We start from the raw sequence: 15837 nt of genomic DNA, 5'->3' as shown, positions 1-15837 counted from the left end.
AAAGGGAATTTAAAATGAAGCAACCATTAATCGTCACCGGAGATACCACAACTCACGGCGGAACGTTAAGGGAAGGGGAATATAATTTTACGGTTGATGGACATTATGCCGTACTTACCGGTCACGGCTTTTTATGTCCGATATGCAACGTGAGATCGGTTTTCCTGAACGGCGCGCCAAATATCCTGATCAACGGAAGACAGCGTATCAGGCAAGGGGATAAAGCCACCTGCGGCGCAAAAGCCCTGCATACGGGGAACGGCGTGAATGAACTTAACGGCTGAAATCCCTTTGCGGGGCAGGGCAGGGGCAAAACCGCCCCGAAAGGGCGGCCTGAAGCGAGTGATTAATGCAGATGAGAAAGGCTTGGCGCGCTGATGCGCAGTCCGTCCTGGCTGAACACCATGCAGCGTTTGGCATCGAACCAGGTGGTCAGGCTCTGATAAGGGTTGAAGGCCATGTCGCCCGGCAGCAGCATTTTAAAACCGTCGGTGCCGTAACATTGCCCGAACAGGTAGGTGCTGTTGCCCAGACGCTCAACCACTTCGCAGTTAAACTCCAGCACGTTTTCGGTTTCCTGCGACAGCAGATGTTCGGGGCGAATGCCGAGGGTGATTTTATCGCCCGCCGCCAGTTCGGCGGTACTGAGTGCCAGCGTCAGGGTTTTCTCCGGCGTCAGTCGTACTTCCAGCCGCTCAGGCTGCCAGCTCAGCACTTCTGCGGGCAGGAAATTCATCTTCGGTGAGCCGATAAATCCGGCCACAAACTGATTTACCGGGTTGTAGTAAAGGTCCATCGGCGCGCCCATCTGCTCGACTTTACCGTAGTTCATCACCACGATTTTATCGGCCAGCGTCATGGCTTCGGTCTGATCGTGCGTCACGTAAACCATGGTGGTTTTCAGTTCCTGATGCAGCTTGGAAATGTGCAGGCGCATGTCCACGCGCAGTTCGGCATCCAGGTTAGACAGCGGTTCATCAAACATAAAGACCTGAGGGTTACGCACAATCGCCCGGCCAATGGCGGTACGCTGGCGCTGGCCGCCGGAAAGCTGCTTCGGCTTTCGGTCCAGCAGATGAGAAAGTTGCAGGGTTTTGGCGACCATCTCCACCTGATGACGAATTTCTTCCTTTGGCACGCCGTTCACTTTCAGTCCGTAACCCATGTTTTCGGCAATGGTCATGTGCGGATACAGCGCGTAAGACTGAAACACCATCGCCACGCCGCGCCGTGACGGGTCAACGTCATTGACCCGCTGCTCGCCAATGTAAACGTCTCCTTCCGTAATGTCTTCCAGCCCGGCAATCATGCGCAGCAGGGTGGATTTCCCGCATCCCGATGGCCCGACAAAGACAGTGAACTCCCCGTCTTCAATATCAATATTGATGCCATGCAACGTCACGGTTTTATCGAAACGTTTGACCACATTTTTAAGTCTGATGCTGGACATGTTTGACCTCATAAAGAATTCATACCGCTGATGTTTCGGACTATAACCACCTTGTGTAAGCGTTTGCACAGGCGGGTTCGAATTTTGGAGAGAAGATCACACAATACGTATCTTTTTGTAGTGATTTATGGCTTGTAAGTTTAACGTATAACATAGTTTTCAGGACGACATTAATCACTATGCAATCAGCTTTTAAAGGGTTTTTGGCATGGGTTGTTGATTCGGTGTCGTGTTTGACCCTACAAAAATGTTATACCTTCACATTCAGGAGCAACAATGAAAATTACACACCTTACTGCCCTGGTACTGATGTCGTTAAGCCTTAGCAGCCAGGCCGTCCGGGCAGCCGAGGGTCAGTTACTTATCTGGGAAGATATTAAGAAATCTTCCGGTATTGCCGACGCGGTGAAAGATTTTGAAAAAGAGAACAACGTCAAAGTCGTGGTGCAGGAAACGCCTTATGCACAACAAACGGAGAAATTACGTCTGGATGGTCCGGCAGGTATCGGCCCCGACGTCGTCGTGATCCCCAATGACCAGTTAGGGACCGCTGTGGTTCAGGGGTTGCTGGCACCGATGACCCTCGACAAGGTGTTTCTCGGCAGCTTTACCCCGTCGGCATTAAACGCATTCCAGCTGAAAGGCCAGACCTACGGCGTGCCGAAAGCAGTGGAAACGCTGGTGCTGATTTATAACAAAGATTTGCTGCCGCAGGCTCCGGCAACGCTCGACGAGTATTACACCTTCTCGAAAGCGGAAAGGGCGAAGGGCAAATACGGCCTGCTGGCCAAGTTTGACGAAGTCTATTACGCCTACGGCGCGATGGCTTCCATGGGCGGCTATATCTTCGGTAAAGACGCCAAAGGCGAAATCAACGTTGAAGATATTGGCCTGAACAAACCGGGCAGCATCGAAGCCATTACTTACCTGAAAAAATTCTATGCCGACGGATTATTCCCGGCGGGGATTGTCGGTGATAACGGCCTGAACGCCATCGATTCACTGTTTACGGAGAAGAAAGCGGCCGCGGTGATCACCGGCCCGTGGGCATTTCAGCCGTATGAAGCGGCGGGCATCAACTACGGCGTCAAAGCGTTGCCGCAGTTGCCGAACGGCAAACCGATGAGCTCATTCCTTGGCGTGAAAGGTTATGCGGTCTCGACGTACAGCAAGCAAAAACCGCTGGCCGAGAAATTCATCACCTTCATCAACCAGCCTAAGTACGCCAAAGTGCGTTACGAAGTGACCAAGGAAATCCCGGCACTGACGGTGCTGGTGAATGATCCGATGATCAAAAACGATGAGAAAGCCAATGCGGTGGCTGAACAGTCTACCCGTGCCACGGCCATGCCGGGTGTACCGGAAATGCAGGAAGTCTGGGGTCCGGCCAACAATGGCATCCAGCTGGGTGTGACCGGTAAACAACCGGTTGACGCGGCACTCAATGATGCCGTGAAAAATATCCAGATGCAGATCGAAGCGGCGAAAGCCAGCAACGAGTAACCGGCAATACCCCCGTATGTCTGACAAGAGGGCGTGAATTCACGCCCTCACCAGTGAAAGGAACATCTTTGTGTCTATGCGTCTTCATGAGGAAAACCCGGCGCCACTTTCTGCCAGTCACCATGCACCGGTGGCACTGGCTGTGGCGCTGATCCCCGGTTTTGGGCAGTTCTATAACCGGCAATGGGCCAAGGGAATCGTGTTTTTTATCATTCTTATTTGTTTCGCCGGCGTGTTCTATGATTTCCTGCGTCAGGGATTATGGGGGTTATATACGCTGGGCGAAGAAGTGCCGCGTGATAATTCCATATTCCTGTTAGCCAAAGGCATTATCAGCGTGCTGATCGGCGCATTTGGCGTGGGATTTTATTACTGGAGTCTGCGCGATGCGTGGGCTAACGGTAAACGTCGCGATCAGGGAGTGGAATTACCCGGCGTGCGTAAGCAATATCATTTATTGCTGCGTGAGGGATTCCCTTATTTAATGATCACGCCGGGCTTTATTTTGCTGGTGTTTGTGGTGGTCTTCCCGATTATATTCGGTTTCTCGATTGCGTTTACCAATTACAATTTGTATCACACGCCACCGGCGAAACTCGTCGACTGGGTGGGGTTCAAAAACTTTATTAATATCTTCACGCTCAATATCTGGCGCTCGACCTTGCTGGACGTCTTGCAATGGACGGTGGTCTGGACGGTGCTGGCGACCACGCTGCAATGTACCGTGGGCGTGATGCTGGCGATTCTGGTGAATCAGAAAGATCTGCGCTTCAAGGCGCTGATCCGCACCGTGCTGATCCTGCCGTGGGCGGTGCCGGGCTTCGTCACCATTCTGGTGTTTGCCGGCATGTTCAATGATTCCTTCGGCGTCATCAACAACGGCATTCTGGCGGCATTAGGCATTGAACCGAAAGCCTGGCTCACCGATCCGTTCTGGACCAAAACGGCGCTGATCATGATGCAGACCTGGCTGGGTTTCCCGTTTGTCTTTGCGATGACCACCGGCGTATTGCAGGCCATTCCCAACGACTTATATGAAGCCGCGACGATGGACGGTGCGAGCACCTGGAAGAAATTAAAAACCATTACGCTTCCGCTGGTCTTATATTCCATTGCGCCGATCATTATCACGCAATACACCTTCAACTTTAATAACTTCAATATTATCTATCTGTTTAATAACGGTGGCCCGGCGGTGGCGGGTTCGAATGCAGGCGGGACGGATATTCTGGTGTCGTGGATCTATAAACTCACCATGTCATCTTCGCAATATGCCATTGCCGCGACCATTACCATTTTGCTGTCGATATTTGTGGTCGGTATTGCGCTGTGGCAATTCCGTTCAACCAATTCATTTAAACAAGATGATATGGCGTAACCGGGGGAAGGGCTATGAGTAAGAACAGCAGTATTAAAAGAAACCGGTTTATCCGCCTGGGGCTGAGTTATTTCCTGTTGCTGATTGTGGCGGTGATCATTATTTATCCGCTGATCTGGACGGTCGGTGCGTCTCTGAATGCCGGTAACAGCCTGCTCAGTACGTCGATTATTCCGGAGAACGTCTCGTTCCAGCATTACAAAGACCTGTTTAACGGCGACGTGAATTACGTCGGCTGGTACTGGAACTCGATGAAAATCAGTTTCCTGACCATGATCCTGACCCTGATTTGCGTCAGTTTCACCGCCTATTCGTTTTCACGTTTTCGGTTTAAAGGCCGTAAAGACGGGCTGATGCTGTTTCTGTTATTGCAGATGATCCCGCAGTTTTCGGCGCTGATCGCCATCTTTGTGCTGGCGCAGTTACTCGGCCTGATTAACAGCCATCTGGCGCTGGTGCTGATTTACGTCGGCGGCATGATCCCGATGAACACCTATCTGATGAAAGGCTATCTCGACGCTATCCCGAAAGATTTGGATGAATCGGCGCGTATGGACGGCGCGGGGAATTTCCGCATTTTCATCGAAATCATCATGCCGTTATCGAAACCGATACTGGCGGTGATCGCGCTGTTTTCCTTCACCGGACCGCTGGGGGATTTCATCCTCTCCAGCACCATTTTGCGTACGCCTGACAAGTACACCCTGCCGATTGGCCTGTACAACCTGGTGGCGCAGAAGATGGGCGCGAACTACACCATGTATGCCGCAGGCGCCGTGCTGATCGCCGTGCCGGTCGCCATTTTCTATCTTGCCTTACAAAAATACTTCGTCTCCGGCCTGACCGCTGGCAGTACAAAAGGATAATGTCATGACGTTATTTTCTAAGAAGATTTTCAACAAAAGCGCAATGGCCTGTGTAGTGCTGGCGATGTCATTTTCGACCGTGGCGCAGGATGTGGTGATCAAAAAGGTCGCCAACGTTCCGGCGGATTTCATCAAAGGCGCGGACATCTCGACGCTGATTGACGTCGAAAAACACGGCGGCAAGTTCTTTGATCAGCACCACAAACAGACCGATGCGATGGAGATCCTCCGGCAGAACGGTTTTAACTACGTGCGCCTGCGTTTATGGGTGGATCCGAAAGACGCGCAGGGGCATCCGTACGGCGGCGGCAATAACGATCTCGCCACCACGCTGGAACTGGCGAAACGCGCCAAAGCGCAGGGGTTTAAAATCCTGCTCGATTTCCATTACAGCGATTTCTGGACCGATCCCGGCAAACAGTTCAAGCCGAAAAGCTGGGAAAAAATGGATTATCCGCAGCTGAAAACGGCCATTCATGATTACAGCCGCGAGGTGATCGCCAAATTACGTGCGCAGGGCACCCTGCCGGATATGGTGCAGGTCGGCAATGAAATGAACGGCGGCATTCTGTGGCCGGAAGGCAAAAGCTGGGGCGCGGGCGGCGGCGAGTTTGACCGTCTGGCCGGGCTGCTGAATGCCGCGATTTCCGGGGTGCGGGCGGACGAAAAAAATCCGTCTGACATCAAAATCATGCTGCATCTGGCGGAAGGCACCAAAAACGACACCTTCCGCTGGTGGTTCGATGAAATCAACCAGCGCAACGTGCCTTACGACGTGATCGGCCTGTCATTTTACACCTACTGGAACGGCCCGATTTCCGCCTTACAGGCCAACATGGATGACATCAGCAAACGCTACAACAAAGACGTGATTGTGGTGGAAGTGGCCTACGGCTATACCACCAAAAACTGCGACGCGGCTGAAAACAGCTTTACGGAAAAAGAAGCCAAAGACGGCGGCTATCCGGGCACGGTGCAGGGGCAGGCTGATTTCCTCAGCGACATGATCAACAGCCTGGTGACGGTGCCGGATCATCGCGGCAAAGGCCTGTTCTACTGGGAACCGACCTGGATCGCCGTTGACGGCGCAGGCTGGGCGACGCCCGCCGGTATGACCTACATCAATGACCACTGGAAAGAGGGCAATGCCCGCGAAAACCAGGCGTTATTCGGCTGTGACGGTCAGGTCCTTCCTTCCATCAAAGTGTTCAATTAATCCCTTTTTCCCCGGCTTCATTGGCCGGGGAGTTGATATTTCTTAAAGTTCCTAAGGACCAAGCATGACGAAATTTCCTCTTCTGAGCAGTAAGATTTCCGGGCTATTACATGGTGCGGATTACAACCCGGAACAGTGGCTGGAAAGCCCTGATGTCCTGATCCGCGATGTCGAAATGATGAAAGAGGCACGCTGTAATGTCATGTCTGTCGGGATTTTCAGCTGGTCGGCGCTGGAACCCGAAGAAGGCCAGTTCACGTTTGGCTGGATGGATCAGGTGCTGGACCGTTTACATGAAAACGGTATCTCCGTCTTTCTCGCCACCCCAAGCGGGGCGCGCCCGGCGTGGATGTCACAAAAATATCCGGAAGTTCTGCGCGTAGGCCGCGACCGCGTAAAAGCGCTGCACGGCGGGCGTCACAACCACTGCATGAGTTCGCCGGTGTATGCTGAAAAAGTGCAGCTGATGAACAGCGCGCTGGCGAAACGGTATGCCCATCATCCGGCGGTGATCGGCTGGCATATTTCCAACGAATACGGCGGCGAGTGCCATTGCAATCACTGTCAGACCCGTTTCCGCGACTGGCTGAAAGCCCGCTATGTCACGCTGGATGCGCTGAACAAAGCCTGGTGGAGCACCTTCTGGAGCCACACGTACAGCGACTGGGCACAGATCGAATCGCCGTCACCGCAGGGCGAAAGCGGCGTTCATGGCCTCAATCTTGACTGGCGTCGTTTTAACACCGATCAGGTGACCCGTTTTTGCAGCGAAGAAATCCGTCCGCTGAAAGCGGAGAATCCGGCGTTACCGGCGACCACCAATTTCATGGAATATTTCTACGATTACGATTACTGGAAACTCGCCAGCGTGCTGGATTTCATCTCGTGGGACAGCTACCCGATGTGGCATACCCGCAAAGATGATATCGGTCTGGCGGCGTACACCGCGATGTATCACGATCTGATGCGCACCCTGAAACAGGGCCAGCCGTTTGTGCTGATGGAATCGACGCCGAGCTTCACCAACTGGCAGCCGGTCAGCAAGCTGAAAAAACCGGGCATGCACATTCTTTCTTCCTTACAGGCGGTCGCACACGGTTCGGATTCGGTGCAGTACTTCCAGTGGCGCAAAAGCCGTGGCTCGTCGGAGAAATTCCACGGCGCGGTGGTGGATCACGTCGGGCATATCGATACCCGTGTCGGGCGCGAAGTCTCCGAACTGGGCGGGATTTTATCCGCGCTGGCTCCGGTGGCGGGCAGCCGCGTCGACGCCAAAGTGGCGATTATCTTTGACTGGGAAAGCCGCTGGGCGATGGACGATTCCCTCGGCCCGCGCAATCAGGGGCTGGAATATGAAAACACCGTCGCCGGACATTACCGCGCGTTCTGGGCGCAGGGCATCGCGGTGGATGTGATCAATGCCGACTGTGATCTGACCGGTTATGACCTGGTGATCGCGCCGATGCTGTATATGGTGCGCGACGGCGTTGGCGAGCGGATCACCGCGTTTGTGCAGGCCGGTGGCCGGTTTGTCGCGACTTACTGGAGCGGCATCGTTAACGAAAGCGATTTATGTTTCCTCAGCGGATTCCCCGGACCGTTGCGTCCGGTGCTTGGCATCTGGTCGGAAGAAATCGACAGCCTGACTGACGACCAGCACAACAGCGTCAGCGGTGTCGAAGGCAACGCGCTGGGGCTAAACGGCCCGTACCGTGCCAGTGAGTTGTGCGAAGTGATCCATCTGGAAGGCGCGGCGGCGCTGGCCACTTACGGCGATGATTTCTATGCCGGAACGCCAGCCGTGACCGTGAATCTGTTCGGCAAAGGGCAGGCGTATTATCTGGCTTCGCGCAATGATCAGCAGTTCCACGCTGATTTTTATACCGCGCTGGCCAAAGAGATGAAACTGCCGAAGGCGTTAGATACCGAACTGCCGGAAGGCGTTACTGCAGCACGACGCACCGACGGGGAAAGTGAATTTATCTTCCTGCAAAACTATGCCGCAGACAGCCAGACCGTGACACTGCCGGACGATTATCGCGATATGGTGCATGGTGGCGTATTGCCGCGCAAACTGACGCTTCCGGCACTGGGTTGCCAGATCCTGACGCGCCGGTTATCCGTTATTGCTTAAACCTTTATTTTAATACCGACGTGCAATCAGGAATTCCCGGTTGCACGTTTTTTTTCATTCCTGAAAGAGAGTAATCATCATGGTAAATATTAAAGACTTTATGCATGTATTCTCCGCGAAGAATAAAACTCCTGAAAATGACGCACCGCCATCGACTGACGTAGCGTTATTAATTGATGCCCTCGGCGGGCGCGAGAATATTATTAACGTTGATGCCTGCATTACCCGTTTGCGGGTGACTGTAAAAGAACTCAAACGGGTGAACTCCGGCGCTATCCAGCAGACCGGTGCAATTGGCGTGGTGATTATTGGCCAGGAAGTGCATGCGATATTCGGTAAACAATCCGACAGCCTGAAGAAATTAATGACTGAGAAATTTGGATTAAAAAGCAATTAACTCCTTTCTTTAAATAACGCAAAAATAAAGGCAGCCCGACACAAGGCTGCCTTTATTGTTTCTTCTTTTTGTTGCGGATAATAATGATGCTGCTGTGCGGAGAAAAAACGTAACGATCCCCTACAAGAGAAATTAAGTTTTTGTCTGTCGCTTTATTACAATGAGGATATTTCTCTAATAACTAAAACCTGTTTTTTTCAAAGTCATTGGAGTTGCAGCCAACGCAGCAACAGCTTCAAGAATGAAGGAAATTTACCACCAGGCTTCGACCTGAACCCCAAAGTTCCACGTATCAGATTTAGTGTGATCTTCAAAGGTATCGCCATGCTCTGAATCATTCAGATATGAAGCGAACACGCGCAGTTCAGGGCGTGACATAAACTCAGGACCGGCTGCCAGACCCATCGCCAGTGTATATTTCTGACCGCCTTGCTTATAGTTGGAACCGTTCTTGTAATCGTCTTTCTGATAGAACGTACCGACTTCACCGATGGTGCGGACATAATCCGTCCACTGGTATTGCGCACGGCCCACCAGAGAAACCAGCTCCGTGGTATCGGTATAATCGGTGATGTTTTCCGCGTGACCGTAAGTCAGCACGTGGTTCAGGCTGAACTTGCTGGTGATCGGGATCAGGCCGGTGATGATACCGCGATAACCGGTGGCGTCATTGGTGTAGTTCCACATATCGTACCAGCCGCCGCCCTGCGAAATCATGTTCTGCGCCAGACCCTTGTTGGCGTACTGCAACACCAGTTTGTTGTAACCGCCCCACATATCCTGACTGATTTCGCCGGTCAGCATCACGCCGTTATCCGCATCGTACAGACCGCCGTAGTCTTTCTGATCGTGCGTCAGGTTTGGCATGGCGTAGTCGGCACCGACTTCCATCCATGCACCGTTCCACGGTTTGATCCCGGCATAACGTACGTCGATGTAGTTGATGTTGACGTCGTTATCGCCCTCCACGCGGTAATCCACGTCATTGGCATCGCCACGGATCCAGGCCACGGACAGCGCGCCATCGCCCAGTTTCAGGTTTTCAACACCGGCACCGGCACCGGAAATGTTCCAGTATTTGGTATCAATGATGTGTAAATCGTGGCGCTGGTAATAACGTTTACCGCCCCAGATCACCGCATCTTTATCCCACGGCACCAGCCCTTTAATTTGCAGATTCAGCTGACGCAGACCGAACTGGGCATCGTCGTTGACGGTATTTTCATCATCATTGGAACCGTCGGATACCATGCTGACCATCGAGTCGACATAAAAACTCACATCGTCTTTCTTATAGACTTCGCTGCCCAGTTCGATTTCACCGTAGGTGTCATCTTCGTTGCCCAGACGACCGACTTTGTTTTTCTGGAATTGCTCCAGACTGCCGCTGCCGGAAACGCCAAGCCCGGAACGCAGATACCCATGAAAATCAATATCGTTTGCCACTGCCGGGCCTGCCGTAATGGCGAGTGAAACCGCCACAGCCAGAGTGCGTAAGTTGTGTTTCATTCTTTTTCCTTATGATTGTATGACGTTCACATTTACGGAATCTATAAGATACCCAGAAACAATAATGATCAATTTTACACATTCGGAATTGTGAGATATGTCTGGTAATTATGACGTTTTTGTTAATGCGGTGGTGATGCAAATCACGATTATATGCAATGTTAACGTATAACTTATGCAATGACCGGCTCTCCAGATTGAACTTTTAAATGAGATCCCGTACGTTGGCTCGATTATCATGAAACGAAGCAAAATCACGGGCCGCAGACTGGGGAAAGAATGAAATCAAAAAGTTCGACATTAGAAGATGTTGCCCGCTATGCCGGTGTCTCTTATCAGACGGTTTCGCGGGTATTGAATAAGTCGGCCAATGTCTCAGACGCCACCCGCCGCAAGGTCGAGCAGGCGATAGAAGTATTGCGTTATGTGCCGAACCGGCTGGCGCAACAACTGGTTGGAAAACAAAGCTTCACCCTCGGACTGGTGACCACCTCGCTGGCGTTACATGCGCCGTCGCAAATTGCCGCTTCCGTGAAGAAATACGCCCATCAGGCTGGATATCAGGTGCTGATCTCCATGATTGATGAAGACGTGAATCAGAGCATTCAGGACTCCATCAACGAGCTGAAATCGCAGCGTGTGGAACGGGTGATCATCAACATTCCGCTGGAAAGCGCAGAGGCAGAGCGGATTTACGAAAATAACCGCGACATTTTGTGTCTGTTCCTCGATGTCGATCCCACCAGCCCGGTGTTCAACGTGTGCTTCAATCCGGCCGATGGATCACGCGCCAGCGTGGAATATCTGCATGATTTAGGGCATCGCGAATTCGCCTTGCTGGCGGGGCCGGAGGATTCCGTGTCATCCCGTCTGCGTCTGAAAAGCTGGCAGGAAACACTGGCGGAGAAAGACATCCGTCCGGTGACGGTGATCCACGGTGACTGGAGTGCAAAAAGCGGGTATTACAGCGCGTTGCAGATTTTGCGGGAGACGCCGCAATTCACCGCCATGCTGGTGGGGAATGACCAGATGGCGCTGGGCGTGATCAGTGCGCTGCATCAGCATAACGTCGCCATCCCGCAGCAGGTGTCGATCATTGGTTACGATGACACCTACGACAGTGCCTTCTTCCATCCGGCGCTGACCACCGTCTCGCTGGATCTCGATTTGCAGAGCAAAGAGGCGGTTGAACATCTCCTGGCCGAAAGCCCTGAGGCGACATCGTCGAAAATTCTGCCGGCGCAACTGGTGGTGCGTAACTCGACGCGCGCGCCGGGGCAACAGGATAAAGATCTGAATCAGATTGCCGACCAGCTTGATATTCTGGCGAAGCAGTTGCGGGGGCATTAAGAAAACGCTCTGTTTGATTACGAATTGAAAATTAACGTTATAAAACTGATTAACCGGTAAAAGGACGTGATGAGATGACGGTATGGCAGTGTTATTTGCAGGGCTGGAAAAGGTATGTGGATTTTAATGGTCGGGCGACGCGCAAGGAGTTCTGGACATTTGCACTGGGCAACTTGCTGATCATTATTTTGCTGACCATGGGCGTGTCCTTCCTGTTCGCGCTGGCGGGGGATCCTCACAGCATCTTTTACGCTGGCGTGGCTTACACCCTGTTTGCCCTGGCGACGGCATTGCCGCTGCTGGCGGTGGGTGTCCGGCGCATGCATGACATCAACCGTTCCGGCTGGTGGTTTGGCTGTGTCTATCTGGCAGGCGTGGTTTCGCGCCTGCTGAATTCGATTCTGATGGAATACGCTTCACCGGAAACGTATGTCTGGATGAAAATCACGCTGGGCATTGTACTGGGGTGGATCCCGCTGCTGATGATGATTTTTCTCTGCTGCCAGAAGTCTCAGCCTCCGCAGGCAATGCAATCCCGTATTGTTGAGTAACGCCATACTGAGTGCGTTTCCTGTCGTTATGTCGACACGTTTGCCGTCAGTCCGGCGGCAAACTGCTCCAGTTTTGCCAGCCCCCACGGCCATTCGCCAAACCCCGACTCGACATTGATGTGTCCGGCTTCGCCGATATCGGCCAGCTCGCAGCCCCATGCCTGTGCCCAAAACCTTGCCCGGCCGAAAGACAGCAACGGATCGGTGTGACTTGCCACCAGCAGCCCCGGCACGGCAAGCGGCACAGGCAAAATGTCGTCCTCCAGCCCGAAACGCAGCGGTTCCGCAGGCGCGACCAGCATCACCCCGGCGCAATGTTGCGGGTGGCGGTTCGCCCACACCAGACTGGCGAGCGCGCCAAAACTGTGGCCGATCAGCAACAGCGGGGCGGGGGTGAGTTTTCGTTCGCGGTCAATAGCGGCTACCCAGCCTTCAAGATCGCCCTGTGACCAGTCGCGCTGGCGGATGCGCAGCCAGTGAGGGCGTTGCTCATGCCAGCGGCTTTGCCAGTGCCCGGCTTCGCTGTCGCGCAGTCCGGGAACCAGCATCAGGGTGATGTCAGACGCGGTGCTCATTGCGGGAAAGCCATTAATACCGTCGCCACCGCCAGTAAATCAGCACTGCCGCCGGGGCTGAGATGTCGGGCAATCAGCGCCTGATCCATCTCCTGTAAATCCTCTTTCTGCCAGCCCGATGTCAGTAACCGGCGTGCATAATCCTGCACGAAATGTAATCCGCTCAGCCCGCCGCGCGCCACCAGATTGGTATCCGGGTTATATGCCATCAGGCGCAGAAGGGCGTTCAGGCTGCGGCGTTCAGGATGGGTTTCGCTGTACCAGTGCGGAAATACGTGACGGCGCAGGGTAAGGAAACCGCTCTCCACTTCGCCGCGTGCGCCGGTCATGCCGTGAGCCTGAAACAGGCGTTCACCGGCTGTGGCGGGCTGACGGCAATGTTGTAATTCCCGTTCGACCAGACCTTGTGTCATGGCGGCCACTTCTGCGCATAAACCCTGACGGGTCAGCGGACGGTGGCCTGCGCTGAGCCTGCCTGCCGCCGTACACAACAACCCCAGAGAGAAAATACCGCCTTTGTGGGCATTAATCCCCTGTGTTGCGCCGAACATCGCCTGTTCACAGGCCAGACCGGCGGGGCGGATACGCATCAGCATCGCCGGTGCAGGCTGTAAAAAATCCTGCTGTCCCTGCGCCTGAAACTGATGCAACCACGGCGCTATGGAGTCGATGCTGCGCAGAAACAGCGGCAAATCCATGTCATCGTGCGAACCGTTATTGGCACTGTCCACCAGTCCCGGTTTGGGTGTCAGCCAGACTTCACTGCGCAGGGCGTCTGCCGCCAGCGTGGCGACGGACGGGGGGGAAAGTGATTCAGTGAGCGCGGTGCCAGCCATCGATCAGCGCCTCCACTTTTGAGATCACCTGTTCCAGCGGGTGCTGACGCGAACGGGCGCAGGCATGGGCAGGGCCGTCGCAGACCAGACAGCGACGGCTGGCAAGGTCTAGTGAGCGTCGACCTGTCACGCCTGCCTGCGGACAAATCACATCGAAATCCCATAAACGCCCGAGCGCATGAGATTGCTCCAGCGCGACGGTCGCTGCTTTCACTTCCGCTGCCGGATGTGCCACACACCAGAACGCTTCCGCTCCCGAAGGCAGCCAGAAAACCTGATGTTTCAGTACCGGCCAGCCGTGTTGCAGTAACATCACGTCGGCGCGTTGCAGCGCCTCACGCATTACCTGACGGTAGCTCACGGAATCTTTCACCGGCCCCGGCGTGACCAGCGTGAGGGAGATCAGCGGCTGTGAGAATTGTGTCAGCCAGTCGGTTTGCCGCTGTGCACGCAGTTCCTTTGCTGCCAGCAAATCCTCCAGGCTGACGCCTGCCTGAGCAGGCGTCATGATGGTCATTATGCGTCCTCTTTTACCTGATGAACCACGTCGATCACGCTGCCGTCGCGATAGCGGATCACCCCCACGATACGGTCGGTGAATTCAATCGGTTTTGGCTCGCCGGTCAGGGAAATTGCCCGCTGGTACAGGGTTTCAATGTCCATGATTTTCATCCCCGCCTCTTCCAGCCGCTGACGGATTTCCGGACGTGCCGGATTCACGGCGATGCCGTGGTCGGTCACCAGCACGTCGATGCTTTCCCCCGGCGTCACGCGGGTTGTGACACGACGCACCACCGTCGGGATCCGGCTGCGCAGTAACGGCGCGACCACGATGGTCAGGTTGGCGGCGCTGGCAACGTCGCAATGTCCGCCGGAGGCACCACGCATTACGCCGTCGGAGCCGGTGATCACGTTGACGTTAAAACCGGTGTCGATTTCCAGTGCGCTCAGGATAACGATATCCAGCTGATCACAACTCGCCGCTTTCGCGCCCGGATTGGCGTACACATTGGTGGAAATCTCGATGTGCCGCGGGTTACGGCTGAGCGAGGCCGCCGCTTGCCCGTCGAAACATTGCGTATCCAGCAGGGTGTCGATCAGACCTTTTTCATGCAAATCCACCAGACTGCCGGTGATGCCGCCGAGGGCAAAACGGGCGGTGATCTGGTTGCGTTCCATTTTTTCTTCCATGAAACGGGTACAGGCCGTCGCCGCCGCGCCGGAACCGGTCTGCATCGAAAAGCCCGGTTTGAAATAGCCTGAATATTCGATGACTTCCGCTGCCGTGCGGGCAATCATCAGCTCGCGCGGATTACTGGTGACACGCGCCGCGCCGACGCTGATTTTTGCCGGATCGCCGACCTGATCGACTTTTACGATGTAATCCACCTGATCCTGCACCAGACTGGCGGGCATGTTAGGGAAGGGCACCAGTTCTTCCGTCAGCAGCACCACGGTGTTGGCAAACTGTGCATCAACCATCGCGTAACCCAGCGAACCACAACAGGATTTACCGTGCGTGCCGTTGGCGTTGCCGAATTCATCGCTGCACGGCACGCCGAGAAACGCGACATCAATGTTCAGTTCGCCGTCCTGCAGCAACTTCACCCGTCCGCCGTGGGAGTGAATTTGTACCGGTTCTTCCATCAGCCCGTGCGAGATGGCATCGGCCAGTTTGCCGCGCATGCCGGAGGTATAAATACGGGTGATGACGCCATGGCGGATATGTTCGATCAGCGCCTCGTTGCAGGTCATCAGCGAGCTGGACGCCAGCGTGAGATTTTTAAAGCCAAGGTTCGCCAGCGTCGCCACGACGTGATTGATCACCTGATCGCCTTCGCGAAAAGCGTGATGGAAGGAAATGGTCATGCCATCTTTCAGGCCGCTGCGGGCAATCGCCTGTTCCAGCGAATCGCACAATTTACGGTGCAGACGGGCATCCGGATCGGAAAGATAAGGCGTCGTGCGGTGCGCGCCGTCAAACGGCACAAGGTGCCGGAGTTGCGGATAATGGCTGTGCAAAGTTTCAGTTAAATGACTCATGATAAAGATCTTCCTGTGCAAAATTGAGG

15 protein-coding genes are annotated in these 15837 nt (G+C 54.2%); 9 read left to right on the top strand and 6 right to left on the bottom strand.

Annotated features, from left to right (window positions below):
• Window positions 1–14: 14 nt before the first annotated feature.
• A complete protein-coding gene (locus EYY67_RS07430) occupies window positions 15–284 on the top strand; it encodes a PAAR domain-containing protein (protein ID WP_131693225.1) in 270 nt (89 codons plus the stop codon).
• Window positions 285–346: 62 nt separating this feature from the next.
• Here EYY67_RS07430 and EYY67_RS07425 read toward each other — a convergent pair whose 3' ends face one another.
• A complete protein-coding gene (locus EYY67_RS07425; protein WP_119822253.1) occupies window positions 347–1450 on the bottom strand; it encodes an ABC transporter ATP-binding protein in 1104 nt (367 codons plus the stop codon).
• 276 nt (window positions 1451–1726) lie between these two features.
• Between EYY67_RS07425 and EYY67_RS07420 the strand changes: the two genes are divergently transcribed.
• The 6 genes from EYY67_RS07420 (at window position 1727) to EYY67_RS07395 (ending at window position 8944) form a co-directional block, all read left to right on the top strand.
• The gene (locus EYY67_RS07420; RefSeq protein ID WP_131693224.1) at window positions 1727–2953 is read left to right on the top strand and encodes an extracellular solute-binding protein; all 1227 of its coding nucleotides are present in this window, start codon (window positions 1727–1729) and stop codon (window positions 2951–2953) included.
• A gap of 76 nt (window positions 2954–3029) precedes the next feature.
• The gene (locus EYY67_RS07415; protein ID WP_095922463.1) at window positions 3030–4331 is read left to right on the top strand and encodes a carbohydrate ABC transporter permease; all 1302 of its coding nucleotides are present in this window, start codon (window positions 3030–3032) and stop codon (window positions 4329–4331) included.
• Window positions 4332–4345: 14 nt separating this feature from the next.
• On the top strand, window positions 4346–5197 hold the full coding sequence (locus EYY67_RS07410; protein ID WP_095922462.1) for a sugar ABC transporter permease: 852 nt from the start codon (window positions 4346–4348) through the stop codon (window positions 5195–5197).
• A 64-nt stretch (window positions 5198–5261) separates the two neighbouring features.
• Window positions 5262–6413, top strand: coding sequence for a glycoside hydrolase family 53 protein (locus EYY67_RS07405; RefSeq protein WP_242675590.1), 1152 nt, complete (start codon window positions 5262–5264; stop codon window positions 6411–6413).
• Between the two features lie 64 nt (window positions 6414–6477).
• Window positions 6478–8547, top strand: coding sequence for a beta-galactosidase (locus EYY67_RS07400; RefSeq protein WP_131693222.1), 2070 nt, complete (start codon window positions 6478–6480; stop codon window positions 8545–8547).
• A 79-nt stretch (window positions 8548–8626) separates the two neighbouring features.
• Window positions 8627–8944 (top strand): PTS sugar transporter subunit IIB, encoded by a 318-nt coding sequence (locus EYY67_RS07395; RefSeq protein ID WP_131693221.1) that lies wholly within the window; start codon window positions 8627–8629, stop codon window positions 8942–8944.
• Between the two features lie 252 nt (window positions 8945–9196).
• Here EYY67_RS07395 and EYY67_RS07390 read toward each other — a convergent pair whose 3' ends face one another.
• Complete coding sequence (locus tag EYY67_RS07390; protein WP_095922458.1) at window positions 9197–10453, bottom strand: maltoporin; 1257 nt, start codon at window positions 10451–10453, stop codon at window positions 9197–9199.
• A 279-nt stretch (window positions 10454–10732) separates the two neighbouring features.
• On the opposite strand from EYY67_RS07390, the gene EYY67_RS07385 reads away from it, so the two are divergent.
• On the top strand, window positions 10733–11803 hold the full coding sequence (locus EYY67_RS07385) for a LacI family DNA-binding transcriptional regulator (RefSeq protein ID WP_095922457.1): 1071 nt from the start codon (window positions 10733–10735) through the stop codon (window positions 11801–11803).
• 116 nt (window positions 11804–11919) lie between these two features.
• The gene (locus EYY67_RS07380; protein WP_242675588.1) at window positions 11920–12354 is read left to right on the top strand and encodes a DUF805 domain-containing protein; all 435 of its coding nucleotides are present in this window, start codon (window positions 11920–11922) and stop codon (window positions 12352–12354) included.
• A gap of 26 nt (window positions 12355–12380) precedes the next feature.
• Here EYY67_RS07380 and EYY67_RS07375 read toward each other — a convergent pair whose 3' ends face one another.
• From EYY67_RS07375 to citF, 4 genes are read right to left on the bottom strand one after another with little or no spacing between them, the layout of a single operon-like run.
• Complete coding sequence (locus EYY67_RS07375) at window positions 12381–12929, bottom strand: RBBP9/YdeN family alpha/beta hydrolase (RefSeq protein WP_131693219.1); 549 nt, start codon at window positions 12927–12929, stop codon at window positions 12381–12383.
• Window positions 12926–13765 carry a triphosphoribosyl-dephospho-CoA synthase CitG gene (citG, locus tag EYY67_RS07370; RefSeq protein WP_131693218.1) on the bottom strand — a complete coding sequence of 280 codons (840 nt, stop codon included), beginning with the start codon at window positions 13763–13765 and terminating at the stop codon, window positions 12926–12928. Before citG ends, EYY67_RS07375 begins: the two co-directional genes overlap by 4 nt.
• Window positions 13743–14282: a citrate lyase holo-[acyl-carrier protein] synthase gene (gene citX / locus EYY67_RS07365; protein ID WP_131693217.1), complete on the bottom strand. Its 540-nt coding sequence runs from the start codon at window positions 14280–14282 to the stop codon at window positions 13743–13745. The genes citG and citX overlap by 23 nt, the downstream gene beginning before the upstream one ends.
• Complete coding sequence (citF, locus tag EYY67_RS07360; RefSeq protein ID WP_131693216.1) at window positions 14282–15808, bottom strand: citrate lyase subunit alpha; 1527 nt, start codon at window positions 15806–15808, stop codon at window positions 14282–14284. The genes citX and citF overlap by 1 nt, the downstream gene beginning before the upstream one ends.
• Window positions 15809–15837 lie beyond the last annotated feature (29 nt).

This window comes from Rahnella victoriana (assembly GCF_004330295.1).
GTDB lineage: Bacteria > Pseudomonadota > Gammaproteobacteria > Enterobacterales > Enterobacteriaceae > Rahnella > Rahnella victoriana.
This window is presented reverse-complemented; position numbering and strand designations above follow the sequence as displayed.